The sequence below is a fragment of the Shewanella sp. S23-S33 genome (assembly GCF_043359565.1).
Lineage (GTDB): Bacteria > Pseudomonadota > Gammaproteobacteria > Enterobacterales > Shewanellaceae > Shewanella > Shewanella oncorhynchi.
This window is the reverse complement of the sequence record NZ_JBHFFD010000008.1, coordinates 1-20,705: the sequence shown is the minus strand read 5'-3', so window position 1 is coordinate 20,705 and position 20,705 is coordinate 1. Positions and strand designations below refer to the sequence as shown.

Below are 20,705 nucleotides of genomic sequence, written 5' to 3'. Positions count from 1 at the left end.
CTTGATAGTTGCATTTTTCATATAAGATTTCACAGTTTATATTTCTACAATGAGTCAATGTCTATCTGCTCAACTTTACTGATTTAGAGTCAGTCGTTATGTGTTACTAAGGAGACTTATGGAGTTTTTTACCACCCTATTTGTGGGTTACCCGCTTTGGGTTTGGTTAATGTTTTTCGGTTTTGTGCTGGCGTTATTAGCCTTTGACCTTGGCGTATTGCACAAGGATCAGCATGAAATTACCGTGGCTGAAAGTTTAAAGCTTTCAGCCTTTTATATCTGTATGGGCTTATTGTTTGGGGCCTGGCTCTGGTGGTACAAGGGTTCAACCGCCGGTATGGAATACCTAACGGGCTATCTGATTGAAAAATCACTGTCTATGGATAACGTATTTGTTATTGCGTTAATCTTCAGTAGCTTAGGTATCCCACGTTTATACCAACATAGAGTGCTCTTCTGGGGCATTATGGGCGTAATAGTATTGCGCGCCATTATGATCGGTCTTGGTGCTGTGCTTGTTGCCCAGTATCAAGGTGTACTTGTGTTATTTGGACTCTTCTTGATTTTCACTGGCGTGAAAATGCTCTTCTCAAACGATGAGCACGGTGATATCCAAGACAATAAGTTTTATAAATGGTTACGCACTAAGATGCGTTTTACGCCAACGCTGCATAAAGAAAAATTCTGGGTACGTGGCGAAGATCATCAGTTAACAAAAGGATGGTGGGCGACGCCGTTATTCTTGGCGTTGATCTTAGTGGAAACCGCGGATTTGGTGTTTGCAGTCGACAGTATTCCCGCTATTTTTGCGATTACCCAAGATCCTTTCATCGTTTATACCTCGAATATCTTCGCGATTCTGGGGCTACGTGCTTTGTATTTTGCGTTGGCTGCTATGGTGCACCGTTTCGAATACCTTAAATATGCGCTGTCAGTGGTATTAGTATTTATTGGGGTGAAAGTGGGTTTAGTGTATTTCAATCACGAAGGAATAGTGGACTTTACTATCCCAACAGCAGTGTCCCTTGGTGTGACTTTTGGTCTGTTAGTCTTAGGTGTCTTGTATTCGCTGTGGAAGACGCGTGGGCAAGAAGTTGAGAAATAGCTTGGACGGCTAGTCCAATAAGTAATATGTTTCGGCCGTTTAGTCATACTAAACGGCCTTTTTTATATCCTTAATATGTGAATCGTTAAGCTTTACAGAAGATGTTAAAAATTAGTCTATGCTTAACTCGAGCCGTTGTTAGTTTTGGGCTCACAAAGGGAGTTTTTAGGACTAATACTCTTCAAGGACGATATTATGAAACTCAACATTACCGCCATACTTCTGCTCACCGTTTGTTCATTGACCACAGTCAACGCAAAAGCTGCAGATAAGCAATCGCCCAACACTAGATCTAACGCAAATTCAACCTGTACTGGAGCCTATCCAAGTTACTTCCAAGATCCTGCTTTTACAAAAACAGGTATGTGGGATAATCAGGTCACCATCAATCAAGCCTATCCGGGCTGGAAGGGGCCTATTTTTAGCCTCAGTGATGCTTATTCGAGTGCCAAACCAGATAGCGCTGCACCTTGGCTTAAATTCAATCCCTTTGATAAAAATCTGAGTGAAAGTGATAAAAATACCCAAGCTGAGCAATACCTCTGGGCTGTGATGAAGTACATCCAAGAGGGAAACATTGACAAAGGCGATGTCAGTAAAGACTGGGATCTGTGTAACAACAAGGTGCGCTCTTGGTACCATATTCCCTATCAGACCTATGATCCCATGAGTGGGCGGGAATTTATCCATGGCTTGACCCGAGAAGCCCCCGTCACTATGGAGATAAAAGGCCAAGGCTCCCTTAAAACCACTATGTGGGCGGTGGGTTTTTATAATCCTCAGGCGGCAAACAGCATTGGCAAGGTATGGACGGGGGCACCATCACCTGTGATGCCCCAGCAAAATTTTGCATTTAATGAAGGCAGTGTGATTGGCAAGTTATTGTTTACTACTGCAACGCCTAATAACTATCCTTTCCTTGAAAATGTACCTGTTTGGCAAGCCAATATCAGTGCCAGTGATTTCTGTGTATGTAAAAACGCCGATGGCAGTGCCTGTAGTTTCCAACAGGAAACAGAGCAATGCCCGCGCTCTGTCGCCGATGTGTACTTATTGCAGTTTGATATTGCAGTGCGCGACAGCCGTTCACCCGTGGGCTGGGCCTATGGCACTTTTGTCGCCGATGGTCAGTTTAAAGCGAAAGAGAAAAATCCTTGGGATCGTATTTCACCTCTGGGATTAATGTGGGGGAATGACACGCCGCCAGCAACAGTGGGAGCGGCAGCATTCCCTCAAAACCCAATCACAGGGCTTAAGGATAGCGCCGTATTTCAAGAGGTCGTTGGCCGTTTGAATGAGCACACCAATGCGGGACACTTAGGGTGTAATGGGCGCCTAAATGGCCCTGCGGATAATGCATTAAGTAGCTGTTTATCTTGCCATCAAACTGCTTCAGTTCCTGATAGTACCAATAATACACCGGCAATCCTGTACCAATTTGCCTCGTATCAAGAGCCGGGCAGTGGCCAATGTTTAACATCGCCCAGCGCCCTCGATTTATCGATTGACCAAGTGTATTTCAAAACCTTTATGTGTTCTGCATCCTTCGTTGGACCCAGTAACATAGTCCCTGCACCTAAATATACTCAAGGGCAAAAACAGTGGATTTCTACTGATTTTTCATTGCAGCTTAGTATTAGTCTCACCCAGTGGCAAGAATGGCAACAAGACCAAGATAACCTGAAAAAGAATATCAAAGTACGTGTATTTGATGGCACTTTACCCTCGCGCTAATGTTGGCGTTTATGTAACTAATTGTATTTAGTACGCCATATTTTAATTCGTGGCATATTTTTACTTTTATATTGTATTTCAATAGCAAGGGACTCAAATAGAGTCCCTTTTGCTATTTTAGGGATTAAGAATATGTAGTTTGTTTTGCTGGCTAGCATTCTGTAAGTACATGAATATCTTGATAACTACTGTAAAGGTTAATTTTATGTGATAGTTTGTCGGTATTTTGAACTCACAGACGCAAGAGGGAAGCATGCTGACTATTTCTAATCTCACTAAAACCTATGATAACGGTGTTAAAGCACTCGATGGTGTTGATTTAACGATTTCCAAAGGGATGTTTGGTTTACTCGGACCCAATGGCGCGGGCAAGTCATCACTCATGCGTACCATTGCCGCCCTGCAAAGTGCCGATAGTGGCAGCATAGTGTTTGACGGTATTGATGTATTAGCCGACCCTCAAGCGCTGCGTAAAACCTTAGGTTATTTACCTCAGGACTTTAATGTTTATCCGCGTATTAGCGCCTATGACCTGTTAGATCATTTAGCCATTCTTAAGGGCATTAATCAGAGCAAGCTGCGCAAAGAAGCGGTTGAAGGATTATTGGCACACACCAATCTTTATCAGCATAAAAATAAAGCCGTGAGTGGTTTCTCTGGCGGTATGCGTCAGCGCTTTGGTATTGCTCAGGCCTTACTTGGGGATCCTAAGTTATTGATTGTGGATGAGCCTACCGCGGGTCTCGATCCCGAAGAACGTAACCGTTTCCATAACTTGCTGGTGAGTTTAGGCGAAGAAAAAGTGGTAATCCTCTCGACTCACATTGTCGAAGATGTGTCAGAGCTCTGCGCTAATATGGCGGTTTTGGCATCGGGTAAAATTCTGCTTCAAGGCAATCCACATCAATTGGTGGGTGAATTAACGGAAAAAATTTGGACTAAGACTGTGAGTCAAGCACAGGCACAGGAGCTTGAAGCGCAATTACCTGTGATTTCTAAGCGTTTATTAGCGGGACGCACAGTCCTTAATGTGATGGCTGAAACTTGCCCTGAAGGATTTACCCCTGCGACTGCTGGACTTGAAGATCTGTATTTTTCGACTTTGCTCAGTCACCGCCGTCAGGCTGCCTAAGGAGATATCAATATGTTGTTATCAATGCTTAGGTTTGAGTGGCGTTATTATTTGCGTCAGCCATCCTTTTATGTTGTTTCTTTTCTATTGTTTTTAATGAGTTTTCTATCAATCGTCTCTAACAATATTCAAATTGGTAGCGGCGGTGAGGTGATGAAAAACAGCCCATTTGGGATTACTCAAACCATGTTGATCATGGGACTTATTTCCATGTTTGCCGTGGTGAATTTTGTGGGTAGCACGGCTATTCGCAATCATCAGCATTTGATGGAAGAGCTGATTTATAGCAAACCCCTATCACCATTTGCATATCAATTTGGTCGATTTCTCGGCAGTTTTGTTGTGGTGATGATGGTATTTGCCTTTATCCCCATAGGGTTAATGCTCGGCTCTTTTATGCCATGGGTCGATGCTAGCCGTTTTGGACCTTTTGCGTTATCGAATTATCTTGTGCCGTATTTTTTACTCGCCATGCCGACTTTGCTGCTGATCTCGACTCTATTCTATGCGATGGCAAGTCATTTTCGTTCCTTAATGGCGCTCTATCTGACCGCTGTAGCCATGTTGGTGCTGTATACCTTGACGGGCGAAATGGCGAGTCAGCCACAATATCGTACTATTGCTGCTTTGCTTGATCCCTTTGCGCTGCGCACCTTTGCCGAAGTGACCCGTTACTGGACCATTAGCGAGAAGAATAGCCAGTTAATTGAATTCTCAGGACTCGTACTGCAAAACCGGGCGATATGGTTTGGAATTGCCTGTGTATTACTGGCCGTTTCAGGGATTTTCCGTCAGCCGAGTTTGACTAAGAAACGTGAGAAAAAATCCGATAAAGCAGGAAAAGTTCCCAGCTTAGTGCCTTTGGCACAATTGGCTATGGCAACTGAGCCTAATGGTCGTCAGCAATTTTGGACGCGGGTTAAATTTGAAGTACGGCAAGTACTATTTACCGCGCCATTTGTGGTGTTAGGTGTGCTGACTATTTTCAATTTAGTCGGCCCCATGTTCGATGATTTTGGTTGGTACGGCACATCTAATTGGCCATTAACCCAAGATATGGTGAATAACATTGCCGGCGCGACGGGGCTATTGATGGTGATAGTGCTGATTTATTACAGCGCAGAAATCGTCTGGCGTGAACGCAGTTCAGGAATGGGAGATATCGTCGATAGCGTTCCTGTATCAAACTTAAGCTTTTGGGGCTCAAAGTTAGTGTCTGTGGTCATAGTGATGACCTTGCTCTATGTGCTCGCAATGTGTACCACAATTGTATTTCAATTGATAAAAGGTCAAGCCAATCTTGAGATTGCTCAGTACCTTATTCGACTGGGATTTTATTACCTCCTGCCGCTGTTGATGACCGCTGTGCTGGCGTTTTTCCTGCAAGTGCTTAGCCCAAATAAGTACGCAGGTATGGGACTATTTGTTGCTTATTATCTAACGACATTTGTTATGGCAAGCTGGGGATTTGGCCATAGCTTATATAACTTTGGTCAATCACCGACCTTAATTTACTCGGATATGAACGGCTACGGTTGGGGTTTATTAAGTCATGCACTCTATATGATTTACTGGGGGGCTTTTAGCCTTATCCTGTTTGTTTTAGGTTATGGCTTGTACCATCGCGGACCGCAGCAAAGCCTTAAAACTCGTATGGGATTACTGAGTTATCAGCTTGGTTTTAGTGGCAAAGCTATTGTGAGCGTTGCTTTGGTGGTGTTTTTGGGTATGGGCAGTTATTTGTTCTACCAAACAAAAGTGTTGAATCATTATTTAACCCAAGATGAAACCACAGATCTGCAAGCCGATTATGAGAAGGCCTTCAAACAATACCAAAGCATGCCGATTTTAGTGGCCACTAAGGTCAATGCGAATATTGATATTTTCCCTGAAGAGAGAAAAATTGTTGCTAAGGTGATATTCGAATGGCAAAACAAGTCAGATAAACCAATCGAAAGGATGTTAGTGCAGTGGCCCGAGCATACTGAGGCCGAAACGGTAAAAATCAATATCCCAAATACAAACTTAGGTGAGTTAGATAGCCGCTATCGCAATGCTTGGTTGACCTTTTCGACACCTGTGCAGCCTGGGCAGGTGGTGCAAGGGGACATTCAATTAGTACGTCAGTCTGTGGGTATTGCCGAAGCTGGCTTTGATATGTCAGTGGTTGAAAATGGCACCTTCATCAACAACTTCGAACTATTGCCCCTCTTTGGTTATCAAGACGGCTATGAGCTGATGGATCGCCACGAGCGCGAAAAGCGCGATTTAGCCGAAAAAGCTCGAGCGAACAAGCTTGAAGACAGCCGTTACTACACGCAAAACTTCTTTGGTGTCGATGGTGATTTCATTCAGTTTGAAGCCACTATTTCGACAAGTGCAGATCAAATTGCATTAGCGCCAGGGTATTTGCAAAAACAGTGGCAGCAGGATGGGCGTGAGTATTTCCATTATTCAATGGATAGCCCTATGGTGAATTTCTACGCGATTATTTCGGGCCGTTATCAGGTGGAAAAAACTGAGCACAATGGTGTTGCGGTTGAGGTTTACTACCATGCGGAGCATCCTTGGAACATTGCGCGCATGATAGAGTCGGTTAAAGATTCTATCGATTACTACACACAAGCATTTGGGCCTTATCAGCATAAGCAAATGCGAATTATGGAGTTTCCGGGTTACCGTAGTTTTGCACAAAGTTTTGCTAATACAGTACCTTACTCAGAGCGTATTGGTTTTATTACTGATTTACGCAATGAGGATAATATCGATCCTGTGTATTACGTCACAGCCCATGAAGTGGCGCATCAATGGTGGGGACACCAAGTGGGCGCTGCGAATGTGCAGGGCAGTGCTGTGATATCCGAAAGTTTGTCGCAGTATTCGGCGTTGATGGTGCTGGAGAAAAAGTATGGCGATAAAATGATCCGTAAATTCTTGAAATACGAATTAGATAGATATTTACGCGGCCGTTCATCCGAGTCCATAAAGGAGATGCCTTTGCTGCGCAGTGAAAATCAGCAGTACATTCATTATCAGAAAGGCTCAGTGGTGATGATGGCGATTAAAGATGTGTTGGGTGAAGCGAAACTCAACGCTAATCTCAAGGCATTCTTAGCACGTTATCAGTATCGTAACGATCCTTTCCCAACCACATTGGATTTAGTGAGTTACCTTGAGCAAGGGACAGATGAAGCGCAAGCTCGCTTTATCGATGAGTCTTTTAATGACATCACGCTCTACGATCTTAGGTTAACCAATGCGGTCATGACCACTCTGCCTGATGGTAAGACGCAAGTTGACTTGAGCATTTATGCCAGTCGCAAAGTCGCGAGTGGTAAAGGTGAAGAAACCGAACAACCTTTAGATGCCATCATCGATATCGGTGCCTTTAGTGCCGATCCCGATAAGCTCAAGGATGACAAACAGGTATTATTGATTGAGAAGCACAGGCTGGTCACTGGTGAAAACAAGCTGACGATCACTTTGGCTGAAAAACCCAGTTATGTGGGGGTTGATCCCTTTGTGAAGCTCATCGACAGAGATACGAAGGATAATATCTTTAAACTCTAAATCCGTTTTGAAACCAGTTTGTTAAAACTAACGCACTATCTGGCATGACCTGTTAGATAGTGCGTTTTTTATGGCAATACCCTGGGCTCATTTTGAAATTAATGCAAATTAGCTTGTTCTTCTACGTGCTTTTTCCTAAGGTGATTGCAAATGATTTTCAATGAGGCGTGATATGAGTACCCATCTACAGTTACAGGTAAACCATTGGCTTGAAAATGATCCAGACCCTCGCACTCAAGCCCAGTTACAAACCCTAATTGATAGTGGCAATGATGCCGAACTCGCAGCGCGCTTTGCGGGTCGCTTGGAGTTTGGCACCGCAGGATTACGCGGTGTCGTCGGTGCTGGGCCTATGGGGATGAACCGTTTGGTGATCCGCCAAACCTCTGCTGGTCTTGGTGCATATCTACTTGATCAGATTAAAGATGCAGCCGAGCGTGGCGTGGTGATTGGTTATGATGGCCGCCACGACTCATTCAATTTTGCCCATGATGCGGCGAGTGTGCTCACCGCTATGGGGATTAAGGTGCGCTTAACGTCCAAAGTAGCGCCAACGCCGTTGGTGGCCTTTGGGGTAAAACATTTTAATGCGGCAGCGGGCATTGTGGTGACCGCGAGTCATAACCCGCCGCAATACAATGGCTATAAAGTCTATTGGGAGAATGGCGCGCAGATTATTCCGCCCCACGACTCTGGTATTGCCGCGCAAATTGAGCGCGCCGCAAATCAAGCGATTCCGTTTTTAGAGCATGATGACGCGGTAAAACAAGGTAAGTTAATTATCCTGCAGGACGATTTTTACCAAAGCTATCGTCATGGCGTACAGCAAGCTGAGGTGCTGCAAAACCATACCGCTCCTGAAAAGGTCAGTTTAGCCTATACCGCCATGCACGGCGTGGGTGCTGAAATGGCCGAAACGGTATTGAAAGATGCAGGTTTCACCCAAGTGTATTCGGTTGCCTCCCAGCGTGAACCCGATGGCGATTTCCCGACGGTTAACTTCCCAAACCCTGAAGAAAAGGGTGCGATGGATTTAGTGATTGCCGAGGCGAAAAAACACGGCGCTATGCTCGCCTGTGCTAACGATCCCGATGCCGACCGTTTTGCGGTTGCAGTGTGTAAAGAGGATGGCGAGTATCAGATGTTGACGGGCGATCAAGTCGGCGTGCTCTTTGGACATTACTTGCTATCTCACGCTAAAGATAATCAACGACTTACGGGCACAACGATAGTGTCATCGAGCCTGTTATCTAAAATTGCTCAAGGGTTTGGCACGCAAAGCTTTACCACGCTCACCGGCTTTAAGTGGCTGATGAATGTGGGGATTGCAAAAACTTCGCCTGAGGATCAGTTCCTGTTTGCCTATGAAGAAGCCCTTGGCTATACGGTGGGCAGTATGGTGTGGGATAAAGATGGCTTGTCGGCGCTGGTGGCATTCGCCCAATTAACTGCCGAGCTGGTGGCGAAGGGGCAAACGATTTGGGACAGACTCGAGCAAATTTACCGTGAGCATGGCTTCCATCTCAATGCGCAGGTGAGCATTGCGCTAAAACCTGACACGCCCAATATTGGCGCCTATTTGCGCGAGCATCCACCGGTTAAGATTGGTGAGTTAGATGTGCTCTCAACCGATGATTTAAAGGCACTTGAGCGTCGTTTTGCCGATGGAAATGTTGAGAAAATCGACTTACCACCGAGCGATGTATTGACTTACTGCTTAGCGGGCGGGGCTCGGGTGATCGTCAGACCATCTGGCACAGAACCTAAAATTAAGTGCTACTACGAAGTGGTAGAAACTATGGTTGATACAGATACCTTAGCCAGCGCCCAAGCGAGGGCGAGCAAAGCTATGGATGATTTTATTCAGGCACATCAAACCAGTTTGCCAAAATAATCTTGGTTGCTGGTTAAGTTAAAACGCCAAAATTCACTTTTATTAAAAGGCTACTGACATCATGCTGTCAGTAGCCTTGTTTTATTCTTGTTGTCGCCCGTTAATGATTCTGTCCTGAATTGTACGAATAAGGTTTTGAATCATTGATATTTTTTCAACAAGGAGAAAGTGAAAATGTTATCTATTGCACCGTTAGTTTGGGGTGAAATTCCTGTCAGTGACATGAACCGTGCCATTGCTTTTTATCAACAGCATTTTGGGGTTGAGTTTAAACGTGACGATATGGAAGACATGGAATATGCGAGCATAGTCACTGAGGATGCGAGTGCGGCGAGCATAGGGCTAGTCAAGTGCAGTATGAGTCAGCCGTCAATGCAGGGCAGCACAGTGTATTTGCATTTCAGCACCCACTTACAACCGCTAGTGGATAAACTCGCTGCCGCCAATGTGAATATTTTGCTGCCAGTGACGCCGATTAATGGTGGAGAGTGTGGTTACATCGCGTTATTTGCCGATAGTGAAGGCAATAAAGTCGGTCTGTGGTCTAAGGATAAGTAGTTTCGAGTGTTAAATTGTTAGCGTCGTGCCCTTAGGCACGACGCTAACATTAACCTATTGGTTTAGATTTCTATGGAAGAAACAAAGATGGATGTGGTTTATATTGATGCTCGACCGTTACTTGGACTAAGCACCCGCACGAATAATCGGGCAGAAATGTCTGTCGATAGCGCGAGAATAGGTAGTCTGTGGCAAGCCTTTTTTGAATCATCCCAGCTCACCGCTATGCTCAATTCGCCCATGTATGGCGTGTATTATGACTATGAGTCAGACATGAATGGCGAGTTTTCTGTGCTGGTGGGTAAGGCAATTGATGCCCCTGTTGATGCAAGTCATTTTACGCCATTGGAGCTTAACGCGGGCAAGTACCTTAAATTCACAGCTCAGGGTGATATGCCCCAGTGTGTTATCGATCTCTGGGGACAAGTGTGGGGTTATTTTAGCGCGGCTGATTGCTCTCATCAGCGACGCTATCAAACGGATTTTGAAGTCTATCTTAGTGCTACTGAGGTTGAGATCTATATCGGGATTTTATGATTCAAATCGTAAAAACACTCAAGTGTGTATTCAAGGACATACCAGCGATTGACCTAGGGTAATAATACTTAATCAATTGATTGATAGATAAAGGGTTAAACCAGAGCTAATGCGCCGCGCCGATCGCCTATTTCAAATAGTGCAAATTCTTAAACATAAACGCTTAACCACAGCCCAAGAGTTGGCTGAGCGGTTAGAGGTTTCTACACGCACGATTTACCGTGATGTGCAGGATTTGTGTTTAAGTGGCATTCCCATTGAAGGGGAGGCGGGTGTCGGCTATTTGTTGCGCCACGAGGTCAATGTTCCGCCCTTGATGTTTAACGAAGCCGAACTGGAAGCGATTCAAGTTGGCATGCGTATGGTGCAAACTTGGGGTGGTAAGGAGCTTGGTAGCGCAGCGAGGCAGGCGATGATCAAAGTCGAAGCCGTACTACCAAAACGACTACAAGCCTATCAATCCTTGATGTTTTCACCGGACTTTTACCTCGACTCCAATGAGTTTCAATTCCTCGATCCCCTCCGTAATGCGGCTCAGCGCCGCGAATACGTCAAACTCTTCTATCAAGACGTCAAACTGGATGTCACCGAGCGGGAAGTTAGGCCGCTCGCCATCTATTTTTGGCGTGGTACTTGGACCTTACTGACATGGTGTGAGCTACGTGCTGATTTTCGTAATTTCAGGGTCGATCGCATCACAGGTCTTGTGCGGTTAAACCGTCATTTTGATCTCACTCTTGGGCAAGAGCTTGAAGATTATATTTGCCTGATGGATGAGCAATCGAAGGCGCGAGCAGAAGCGAAAGAAAAGCCACTCGAATGAGTGGCTTTGTATTACATTTCTAATTTTCTAGTAATTCGCTAGTTGTATCGAGATCTCTCTGATACTGGTGTCATAGTAGTTATTGAGAGCCTAAGCTCACCGTTTTTAATTGTTTAACATGACTTCACTTGATTGCGAAATATTCAGTTTTTTGATTAAACCATCTTCATCATTGTTTTGGATCTCGCCGACGGCAACCTGAATATTGCGACTCAGTCCTAATTTTTGAGCGCTTTTAGGACGATTAGCAATGTCTTCATCCGTTAGTGGATAGGATTCACTGGCATCGATATTAAATTGACTCGAATCTATTGCTGTAAATTTACCGTTGATAGGTGCGCCATGTTGTCTAACAATATTCGCCAATTGCCACTCAAACCCACTTTTTGACTGTGCCGAATTAATCGCTGCAGGCCAATCCCATACACCATAACCGTTTATATCTTGATGAAGATATTGATCGACTAAGGCTTCTGGTCCATTCAGATTATTCGCATTCGCTCCGCCAAAGGTGTAAGGGAAGTTAGGTCTATTTGTCGGATGATTAATATGCGCATTACCTCCCCATTTTAAGAAGTTCTCATATTTTATATCGTACATCATATATAAACTTGAGGTGTATGGGACATCCGCCTTTTGTTTAAATAGGGTGATTGAGATATAACGTTTGCTGCGAGGCGGCATAATTGCGCGGTACTGCGCCTGACTCGAAATCGTTGTACTTTTGCCGTCGGTTTCACTCCAACCTTGGCTGGCAGAAAATTCGGCGCTGATTTCAGAACTCGCTCCACCTATTCCTGGAATACCCACTTCATATTTATTGGTTACGCCAATTTTCTCGGAGAAGGAGAAATTATCGGTTTTGGCCCAGCTAGTGGTGTAATCATAGTTTAGGGTGGCCACACCAGTATCTTCGGTATCACCCCAGTTATAGATAACCACAGGAGCAGTATAAATAGCCTCACGATCATAAACTTGAGGTGAACCTAACTTTAGACTTTGAGGATTAGTGACGAAATGAATATTTTGTAAATTTACCTTCAAACGTTCATTCGCTCTGTAGCCGCTTGCATAAGGATCATTGCCGTTATAGCGGGCTCTAAGACTGTATTCGTTGCTCGATTCTCTTCTGACTTCGATGTCTTCACCAACATACTGGGATGCTGTACCGCCAGCCCATGCATATCCAAGATGGTGTCCTAAGGAGAATAACGAGCTGATAAACGAGGGGTCGTTAATTGCATCATTTTTAAGCGAATCAAGGTCAGGGGCAGCGTGTTCTACCATTGACAGTTTTGGAATAGTATTCGGAATAGCAGCTTCGGCCAACAAAGAAACAGTTCCAAGTGCGGTTAAACAGGATAACGTTAATATACCCAGGCTAGATTTTGTTCTCATGATTGTTCCTTTATTTTAATAAAATACGTCCTTTCATTGAGAGCGCCGATGGCAATTATATGTAGTTCTAAATCATATAAATAATCATTACTGCTAGGCACATCTAAAAACTAGCACTTTTATTTTTATTAAACAAAATAAAAATTAATTAATTTGAAGCGTGTTTTAATCTGGTTAAAAATGTTAATCACTTTATTTTTAAACGGTATTTAGAACTTTATAATATAGTGTATTTACTTTAAATTTTAGTGGGTTGGTTTTTGAATGTGGATTAATATTTATGCGGCATTTTATTATGTAAAACTTTTTAAATGGACTCTTCATTCCGAGAACTATACTGAGATGAGTGCCGTAATAGATGCTGTAAATAACATTTCTGAATGGACGTTTTAGAGACTAAATAGTTTGAATATGGTTAGATTAAGTATTTTGTTTTTATTGTTTGAGTCTTTGTTATTGCTGATAAATATCATCACTCTTCCATTATCGTCGATGTGTGAAATACCGTTAAAGCCGATACTGTTAGTTGCACAGACATAAGAGCCTAAATACATGAAGATTGTGGAAGATCAAGTTAACGTGGAAGTGATTTTCTAGGGCGATGTCTCAGAGGGGGTTAGGCTGTGTAAAAGAGTGGTAGGGACAGTGTCAGTGATTGATGCAAGAGTCAGTGCCGTTGCTGAGCACTGACTCTTTGCTTACTTAGTGGATAAAGAAAAACAGTCCCATACTCAGCACTGTGGTTAGCAAGGTATTACGGGTGACGAGCGCCAACACAGTAGCGACTACGGCGCAGATGAGATAGCTGTTGTCTAGGCTCAGATCGAGCTGACCTTCCTGCACAAACACTATGGGCGCAAAGATCGCAGTGAGTACCGCAGGGGCCGAGTAACTTAAAAAGGTCTGGGTGCCCTTACTTAATCGCAGCGGTAGTTTAGGCTCAAGTAGTAAATGACGACTGATAAACACAACCGCCGCCATTGAAAAGATCATTAACCAAATCATGCTTTTTCTCCTGACAATGTTTTTGTCTTAATGTCAGTCCCAACTCCAGTATCAACTTCTGTTTTGGTCTGTGCGCTTGCTAACTGATTTGCGGATTGTTCTGCGCGTTCCGCTTCCTTGGTCACTTTGGCGTAAAGTACACCTGCCGTCATTCCCGCAATGGCGGCAATGAGCAGTCCCGCTTGAATTTTAAAAACGGCGCATACCACTGCTAGGGTGAGCGAGACTAATACACAGACGAGAATCGATGGCTTTTTTATGGTAGGAACGACCAGAGCGATAAAGGTGGCTGCGATGGCAAAATCTAATCCCATCTCATCTAAATTCTCGATCGCATTGCCCGCCACTATGCCAAGTAGTGTGGCTATGTTCCAACCGATATAGAAACTTAAACCGCCGCCAAGGGCGTACCAAGGGTCGAACTTATGTAACTTGCCTTGATTGGCGATGGCAAACAGTTCATCTGTGAGCAAAAAGCCCAATGTTAGGCGCCACTTTAACGGCAAAGGACTGATTTGACTGCGCATCGCCATTGCATATAACAGATGGCGCGAGGTGATGAGTAACGTCGTAATTAAGATACTCCACAGACCAATACCGGCTTTCACCATGCCGAGCGCCACTAATTGAGCCGCGCCCGCAAAGATAATCGCCGACATAGCTTGGCTCTCAATGGGCGTTAGCCCAACCTCAATGGCGAAGGAGCCCGCTAAAATGCCCCAAGGAACAACCGCTATTGTCAACGGCATCATGGCTAATGTACCTTTTAAAAATGCCTTGGATTTCGATGGATGCACAGGATAAACGTCAGGTTCTATAAGCTTGTCGGTGGTCACTTTGGCTCCTAAAAATAGCGGCGACGGGGTTGCTGTTAAACAATAAATGCTTGGATAAGGTTGCTTGCTTAGTCAATCGAGGAGAAAGCAAGAATGAGCATGGCAGATTAACTTAAAGTGGTTGTTTAGGCTTGGATAATATTGCGGCCTATTTCTTTGGCAAATTGCCCCGGTGTAACACCGACTGTCTTCTTAAAATGTCGATTCAAGTGACTTTGATCGTGAAACCCACAATCGAGGGCGACATCGAGTAGCCGTGTGCCTTGTTTGATTTTTCCTTTGGCGAGTCTCACTCTTGCCTGAATTTGATAAGCGTGGGGCGGTAAGCCGTAATAACGCTGAAATTGCTTCAGCAAATAATAGGGGCTTAATCCCGCGAGTGTTGCCAGCTCTTCAAGGGAGATGTCGGCTGCAGGATGATCGTCGATAAAGGATTTCACCAGTGCTAACGCAGGCTTAGCGATTACAGTGAGGTCATCGCTCGGGCGATTCTTGCTATGGCGCGCCATCAACTGCGTCAAGCTTGAATAGACTAAGCTTTCGCGCAGTAAGCGATTATCCGATGTATCTAAAGTCGTAAAGGTGAAGCGCAGCAGTTCGGCTAATTCAGGATCGTACACTACGGGCTCAGGGAAATAGGGCGCACCGTTGTTTGTTGCTAGCTCACTGTTAATACCGGCAAACTGCGCAGGGACTGGATACATGGCACGATAGGACCAGCCGCCTTCAGTCGCGCTACAGCCATTATGGACTTCATCAGCATTGACGAGAATGATGCTGTGCTTTGGCGCCACATGGTTGCCACCGGTGCGATAAAAACGCTGCGCACCCGTTTCAATCACGCCGACTGTGTAACCTTCGTGGGTATGCCGACTAAAGTTTTGTTTATGGTAGTGGGCATTGAGTAACTCGAGGCCACCTAGTTCATCGGCAATCTGGTAGGCCGCATGTTCTGTGTTCACACTAGGCCTCCGAGTTTAGTGTATTAATGGCGGGTTGTGCCTGATAGTAACCCAGAAACCCTCAGTGCTTTTGTACAAAATTGCGCATATAGGATTTTGTTTGCGTTTAATGGCGTTTTTTTAATGTGTGTTGCTTAATGCTTGTCGCTTAAGATTTTTTGTTCAGTCTTGCTCGCGATAGGCGTTATTTAGGTTGCCTGCTGTAATGTTGTGAGTTCTGCCCCCGCGATAGCCTCTAGGTGTTGAGTGATTTTCTCTATCGGCCAATCCCACCAAGCGATGGCAACAAGCTCATCTATCACAGTTTGCTCGAATCTCAGCTTGATCACTGTGGCAGGATTACCGCCAACCACAGCGTAGGGTGGCACATCTTTTGTCACTACGGATTGACTGGCAACAATGGCGCCGTGGCCAATTTTCACCCCAGGCATGATAGTGGCGTTATAACCAATCCATACGTCGTTACCGATACAGGTGTCGCCCTTAAAAGGTAAATCTTCGGGCTTGGGCGCCGCTTTCTCCCAACCATTGCCGAAGATATAAAAGGGATAAGTTGAAAAGCCAGATACTTGATGATTGGCGCCATTCATAATGAATTTCACGTCTTTCGCAATGGCGCAGAATTTACCGATATTTAGTTTATCGCCAATAAAGTCAAAGTGATAAAGCACATTCGACTCGAATCTTTCAGGACCAGCTGGATCGTCATAATAAGTGTAATCACCGACAATAATGTTCTCGCGGGTGATAAAATTTTTAAGAAAACCAACTTGAGGAAAGCCTTTCATCGGCGCTTTATCGTTGGGATTTGGACCTAACTGCGGGTGAGTGTGGGTATTTGGCATGAATACCTCCGTGCTTAAAAGAGTTGTTTACTAGGGTAATGCATTGTCTTTTTTGAATCGTCGTACTTTGGTACGCATATTCTTCATCGGGGAGTAAGTATTGAACTGGATCATACGGCCCTGAGTCCATTTATCGTACCAAGTTATGCCGTACAGTTGCTGATCACTGAGACTCGCAATCAGCGTTGACAATTTTTCCATTGTTATTTCGTATTCATCAAGTAAATCAGTATATTGCCATTGGCTATATTCATGATGAAATCGCTCTGCTAATAATCCCAGTTGATTCCATTTATAACCCGTATCGGGAAAATCAACGGGGAGTGCTTGCGATGTTAACTCGTACCATTTGAGCACTAATTTACCCCAACCAATAAGGTAAGCGACGGTATCACTTACACTCATTTGTGTACCTTTGATGTTTCCTTCTATGCTGCACACACGGGACATTTGGGTTGGGATTGAACGATAGTCAGCCATCAATTTGGGGAAAACTGAGTAAATAGCCAATTCAAGTTCTTGTTTTGATTGGGGTACAGATGTCATCACTACCTCGTTTACATTAGATGCTTAGGCTGAGTTTAACATCATCTATTGGGCTATTTAGTATTCACCTGTTACAACAAGCACTTGTTCAATAGACTCAACTACTAAGGCAAGCGTAGTTTTTTCTCGCTTAAAGCCGACAGAGCAAATGGCCATCGCGCCGCTACCACAGGTTATTTCAGGGTAATCTTTTGTCATTGGCGTTTCATCTTCTGCTACGGGGGCTAATACCCAGCCAGCAGCCAATAAACTCGATTTCACCTCAGCGTATTTTTTACCCCATAACGCGCTGCTGTCCTGTGCTGGAGCATATAGAGGCAATGCGCCAAGACTTAGCATGATCAGTGGGAGAATGTTTTTTCGCATATAAAGCTTTCTAGTTCCTATGTGGTTTCGATTGGTCGCTTAGCGCTTGTGAGCGTGTTAACAGCATATATTATTCATAGTCCCTCTGCGCATTATCCTTATGTGCATTAGTTGGGGGAATTATGGCTGTTCTTGTTTATTCGTTTTTCCCAATATTTTTCATACAGTATCTGTGTTGATATAAAAATAACAACGAACACCCCTGTATCAATAATAAATTTCAATGGATCAAAAGGATCGCTAAAAATATCGTAGTGAAAATCGAAGTATTTGAATAATAATTTTGAGCCAATAAAAGCAAAGATAAAAGAGATAAAGAACTTCAATGGTTTTTCCCTAAAATATGTTGATAAATTAACCATTCTCTTTGGCGCGTTTGTACTCTTGTTGGGATTGATAAATTCCCAGAATGATCAGGCCAAATACGAAATAGAACATTTTTTGCGCTGAAAACTCGATTGTCAACGTAGTATGTTCTAGGTGGCGGTATAGAATACTGTGAGAAATTGCCTCTGTTATCGTCAGAATAAATGGATAGCTAATTAATGCGATAGACGATATTTTCGCGAATTTGTACGTTTGAGGTTGTTTAATGAATTTTGCAATAAATAGTAACGCAAATGATAGCGTCAGATTGCTTATCCATAAAATAGCCGCCGTAATTCGTACTTGAGTATGACTGGCTTGTTCCGCATCGGGATAAACCTCTAATATCTCCTGCAAGTAGCTTGCTGGGCTCACTAATCCCCAAACAGGGTAAAGGCATAGCAGCACGGCAGTGAGCATTAAAATATATCTGATAAACATCCTTTTTCTCCGACAGATTCTGCTTAGAAAACAATACTTGTTATACAAATCATTACCTTAGCATTGTTTTTTACAAGTGGCGATGCTTTAGCTAAAACTAAATTATTGTGACAAAATCCTTGTTGGATTGCATACTTTTTTTTAGGCGCCAACAGCAGAATAGATAAGTAGCAAAGATAGCGGTATGGAAAATAGACCAATTAAACGGAATTTATTGTTGAAGTATTGAGCAGACCATAGCTCAAACTTTCTATGTAACCTTGGATGCGTTAATGCTAAGCCCATTCCGACACAGAACAACACAATACCTATCGCAAAAATGGTCTGTGGAAACTGAGTATCGGTTGAGTAATGGGTAAAAATGAGACCCGCAATAATTCGGCTGATCACCTCAGCAATATGGAAGTAGGGCTGCTCACTAAATGAAATAATCCCCTTAGAGAAAGACTCAGGCTTTACAGCCATCACTAGACTTAATAACAACATCAATAAACCAAAAGCCGCAATAAAGTACATAGTCGTTCCTTGATATAGTGATGTTTTGATGTTGAAACTATAAATCCAGCGACACAATTAAGCACTCTCATTCCAGTGACACGCTCTGCTTAAATAATAAAAGTAATCCCAGAGGGTTCGACGGCGGCATCTACTGCATATGGATGCGCGAATGCCACGGTCACATGGTCAATTATGTTCCCGACATAATAGTGATATTCCCCATATCCCTATGGGTCAGATATGAATGAGCGGCCATGCCGCCAACGGCCACTTCCACGAGCGTGCTTAATTTCGTTAATTCCTGTGTACCTTTTTAGCCAGTTTTCACACTATCAATTTCCATTTCCAAGTCGGCACATCAGGACATATATTCACTTTTAACCTTAAAAATATGTAGGTGTCCTTACTCTTTTTATTTTTTTGAGGCTATAAGTCCGTCTTTACAATTAAGCACTTTCATTCCAGTGACACGCCATTAACTCATCCCTGAGGGCTCGACGACGGCATCCATGCCGTCAACGGTCACTTCCATGAGAGTGCTTAATTTCGTTAATTCTTGTGTACCTTTTTAGCCAGTTCCCACACGATCAATTTCCATTTTCAAGTCGACACATCAGGGCATAAATTCACTTCTAGCCTTAAAAATATGTGGATGTCCTTTCTTTCTCTCTACAATGCCGTATTCCGCTAACATCCCTCAGACTTGATTAAGGCGGTTGATTGTTTAGTTAATCGTTCGCGCATGCGGTGGGGCAGTTGCACATCTTGCTGCGCGACGCCTTTGGGTTTTACAAACCGCATGTTGGGTCGCTGCGTAGCTTCAGCGATGGCTAAGGCATCGTTGTAGTCATTTTTATTACCTTGCCGAAAAGGCACCACAAATTGAGGTGCGATTAGCTTGACGTTATGGCCCAACAGCTCAAATTCTCTGGCCCAGTAATTTGCTCCACCACACAGGGAGCGTCCATATATGTCTCGTTAAATTCTTCATGAAGGATATGAATACTAAGCAGGTGGTTAAGGGGAATATGGCCAATAAGAAAGTGCAACGTGTTAATTTAGTTAACTAACAAAATGAATTCTGTTAGGTTAATAGCTCTATATATTGGGAGCTTAAGTTATGGGTTCAATGAGTGAGTTATATATTGATATTCAAGAGCAACAAATGCGTGATTGGATATGCGAGCAAATTGGGAGCGATGAAGTCGACGAATCTAGTGATGAATGGAATGAGCTAGCTACAGAATGGTGTAATCAGCAAGAATACTATCAGGATTATAGCTATTATGAGTCATTAGAATTATCAGAATTAAACCATAAATTCATGTTTGAAATGGATAAGCTTTATGAAATTGTAAATGAGCAAATTCCATGCAACTTGGAAAATGTCACATTCAAAATGGTTCATGCATATGCTGTAACTATCTTGGAATCCTTTCTAACTCATGCATTTATATCGATAGTGTCAAAAGATGATAGATTATTAAAAAATTTAATTAGAGCTTATAGCAACTGCAAAGAACCCAAAACATATACATTACAGGAGCTTGATTATTTTGACGGTTCTGTGAAAAATTTGGTTTTAGGGAGAATATCACTAATTTTATTTCATGATTCAAAAAGAATTGAAAGCATGTATAGGGATACTTTCAATTCTGCACTGGGATACGACTTCAAAGAATGGAATAAAATATTTTCTATCAGGCATGATATAGTTCATAGAAGTGGTAGAGACAAACGTGGTTTGGACTCCACTCCAAATAGAGAAAGCATAGAAAATACTTTACGCACAATAAGACAATTTATTACTTATTTTGAGGATAAAGTTAATTCTCAATGCTAACTCTTGTCCCCGTTAACGGGTAGGCTTTCCTCCCGCTTAAAATCCCCGTATACCTATAAGCGCACTTAGCCAACGCTGTGAAGCGTAGGCAAGTTAACCCGCAGTGAGGCTGCGTATCCCAAGGGTAAAATCATGCGCACAACAGCTAAATACCCATATTTTCAAACTTTGCCGCAGATTACACCGAAATTTGCCAAGGGCGAATTCAACTGCGGACGTGACCTTCGATGACATGGATGTCATCGT

18 protein-coding genes and 1 pseudogene are annotated in these 20,705 nt (G+C 43.5%); 9 read left to right on the top strand and 10 right to left on the bottom strand.

Features of this window, described 5'->3' with window-relative positions:
- The first annotated feature begins 118 nt into the window (after positions 1-118).
- The 8 genes from ACHA99_RS01455 (at position 119) to ACHA99_RS01420 (ending at position 11,353) form a co-directional block, all read left to right on the top strand.
- On the top strand, positions 119-1,105 hold the full coding sequence (locus tag ACHA99_RS01455; protein ID WP_028760515.1) for a TerC family protein: 987 nt from the start codon (positions 119-121) through the stop codon (positions 1,103-1,105).
- Between the two features lie 195 nt (positions 1,106-1,300).
- Positions 1,301-2,839 carry a hypothetical protein gene (locus ACHA99_RS01450; protein WP_263199269.1) on the top strand — a complete coding sequence of 513 codons (1,539 nt, stop codon included), beginning with the start codon at positions 1,301-1,303 and terminating at the stop codon, positions 2,837-2,839.
- 253 nt (positions 2,840-3,092) lie between these two features.
- The gene (locus tag ACHA99_RS01445) at positions 3,093-3,971 is read left to right on the top strand and encodes an ABC transporter ATP-binding protein (RefSeq protein ID WP_028760513.1); all 879 of its coding nucleotides are present in this window, start codon (positions 3,093-3,095) and stop codon (positions 3,969-3,971) included.
- A 12-nt stretch (positions 3,972-3,983) separates the two neighbouring features.
- On the top strand, positions 3,984-7,541 hold the full coding sequence (locus ACHA99_RS01440; RefSeq protein ID WP_393940611.1) for an ABC transporter permease/M1 family aminopeptidase: 3,558 nt from the start codon (positions 3,984-3,986) through the stop codon (positions 7,539-7,541).
- A gap of 172 nt (positions 7,542-7,713) precedes the next feature.
- On the top strand, positions 7,714-9,435 hold the full coding sequence (locus tag ACHA99_RS01435; RefSeq protein ID WP_393940608.1) for a phospho-sugar mutase: 1,722 nt from the start codon (positions 7,714-7,716) through the stop codon (positions 9,433-9,435).
- A gap of 174 nt (positions 9,436-9,609) precedes the next feature.
- Positions 9,610-9,993 (top strand): VOC family protein, encoded by a 384-nt coding sequence (locus ACHA99_RS01430; protein ID WP_028760505.1) that lies wholly within the window; start codon positions 9,610-9,612, stop codon positions 9,991-9,993.
- 87 nt (positions 9,994-10,080) lie between these two features.
- Positions 10,081-10,530 (top strand): GyrI-like domain-containing protein, encoded by a 450-nt coding sequence (locus tag ACHA99_RS01425; RefSeq protein ID WP_173248657.1) that lies wholly within the window; start codon positions 10,081-10,083, stop codon positions 10,528-10,530.
- Between the two features lie 109 nt (positions 10,531-10,639).
- The gene (locus ACHA99_RS01420) at positions 10,640-11,353 is read left to right on the top strand and encodes a YafY family protein (RefSeq protein WP_028760503.1); all 714 of its coding nucleotides are present in this window, start codon (positions 10,640-10,642) and stop codon (positions 11,351-11,353) included.
- 105 nt (positions 11,354-11,458) lie between these two features.
- Here the strand turns inward: ACHA99_RS01420 and ACHA99_RS01415 are convergent, their stop codons facing one another.
- The 10 genes and pseudogenes from ACHA99_RS01415 to ACHA99_RS01370 all read right to left on the bottom strand — a co-directional run.
- Positions 11,459-12,751 (bottom strand): aerolysin family beta-barrel pore-forming toxin, encoded by a 1,293-nt coding sequence (locus ACHA99_RS01415; RefSeq protein ID WP_393940604.1) that lies wholly within the window; start codon positions 12,749-12,751, stop codon positions 11,459-11,461.
- Between the two features lie 702 nt (positions 12,752-13,453).
- Positions 13,454-13,756: an AzlD domain-containing protein gene (locus ACHA99_RS01410; protein WP_131525746.1), complete on the bottom strand. Its 303-nt coding sequence runs from the start codon at positions 13,754-13,756 to the stop codon at positions 13,454-13,456.
- Complete coding sequence (locus ACHA99_RS01405) at positions 13,753-14,592, bottom strand: AzlC family ABC transporter permease (protein WP_131525747.1); 840 nt, start codon at positions 14,590-14,592, stop codon at positions 13,753-13,755. Before ACHA99_RS01405 ends, ACHA99_RS01410 begins: the two co-directional genes overlap by 4 nt.
- A gap of 125 nt (positions 14,593-14,717) precedes the next feature.
- Positions 14,718-15,554, bottom strand: coding sequence for an AraC family transcriptional regulator (locus ACHA99_RS01400; RefSeq protein ID WP_393940600.1), 837 nt, complete (start codon positions 15,552-15,554; stop codon positions 14,718-14,720).
- A gap of 188 nt (positions 15,555-15,742) precedes the next feature.
- A complete protein-coding gene (locus ACHA99_RS01395; RefSeq protein WP_131526089.1) occupies positions 15,743-16,399 on the bottom strand; it encodes a Vat family streptogramin A O-acetyltransferase in 657 nt (218 codons plus the stop codon).
- Between the two features lie 30 nt (positions 16,400-16,429).
- On the bottom strand, positions 16,430-16,945 hold the full coding sequence (locus ACHA99_RS01390) for a ClbS/DfsB family four-helix bundle protein (RefSeq protein WP_393940597.1): 516 nt from the start codon (positions 16,943-16,945) through the stop codon (positions 16,430-16,432).
- Between the two features lie 57 nt (positions 16,946-17,002).
- Positions 17,003-17,311 carry a hypothetical protein gene (locus ACHA99_RS01385; RefSeq protein WP_393940594.1) on the bottom strand — a complete coding sequence of 103 codons (309 nt, stop codon included), beginning with the start codon at positions 17,309-17,311 and terminating at the stop codon, positions 17,003-17,005.
- 354 nt (positions 17,312-17,665) lie between these two features.
- Positions 17,666-18,118: a hypothetical protein gene (locus tag ACHA99_RS01380; RefSeq protein WP_263138165.1), complete on the bottom strand. Its 453-nt coding sequence runs from the start codon at positions 18,116-18,118 to the stop codon at positions 17,666-17,668.
- Between the two features lie 141 nt (positions 18,119-18,259).
- Positions 18,260-18,634 (bottom strand): hypothetical protein, encoded by a 375-nt coding sequence (locus ACHA99_RS01375; RefSeq protein WP_393940591.1) that lies wholly within the window; start codon positions 18,632-18,634, stop codon positions 18,260-18,262.
- A 643-nt stretch (positions 18,635-19,277) separates the two neighbouring features.
- Positions 19,278-19,570: pseudogene (locus ACHA99_RS01370) on the bottom strand (IS110 family transposase); the annotation flags it as partial.
- Positions 19,571-19,736: 166 nt separating this feature from the next.
- Between ACHA99_RS01370 and ACHA99_RS01365 the strand changes: the two are divergent.
- Positions 19,737-20,459, top strand: a complete 723-nt coding sequence (locus ACHA99_RS01365) for a hypothetical protein (protein WP_393940588.1) — start codon at positions 19,737-19,739, stop codon at positions 20,457-20,459.
- The last annotated feature ends 246 nt before the right edge of the window (positions 20,460-20,705 follow it).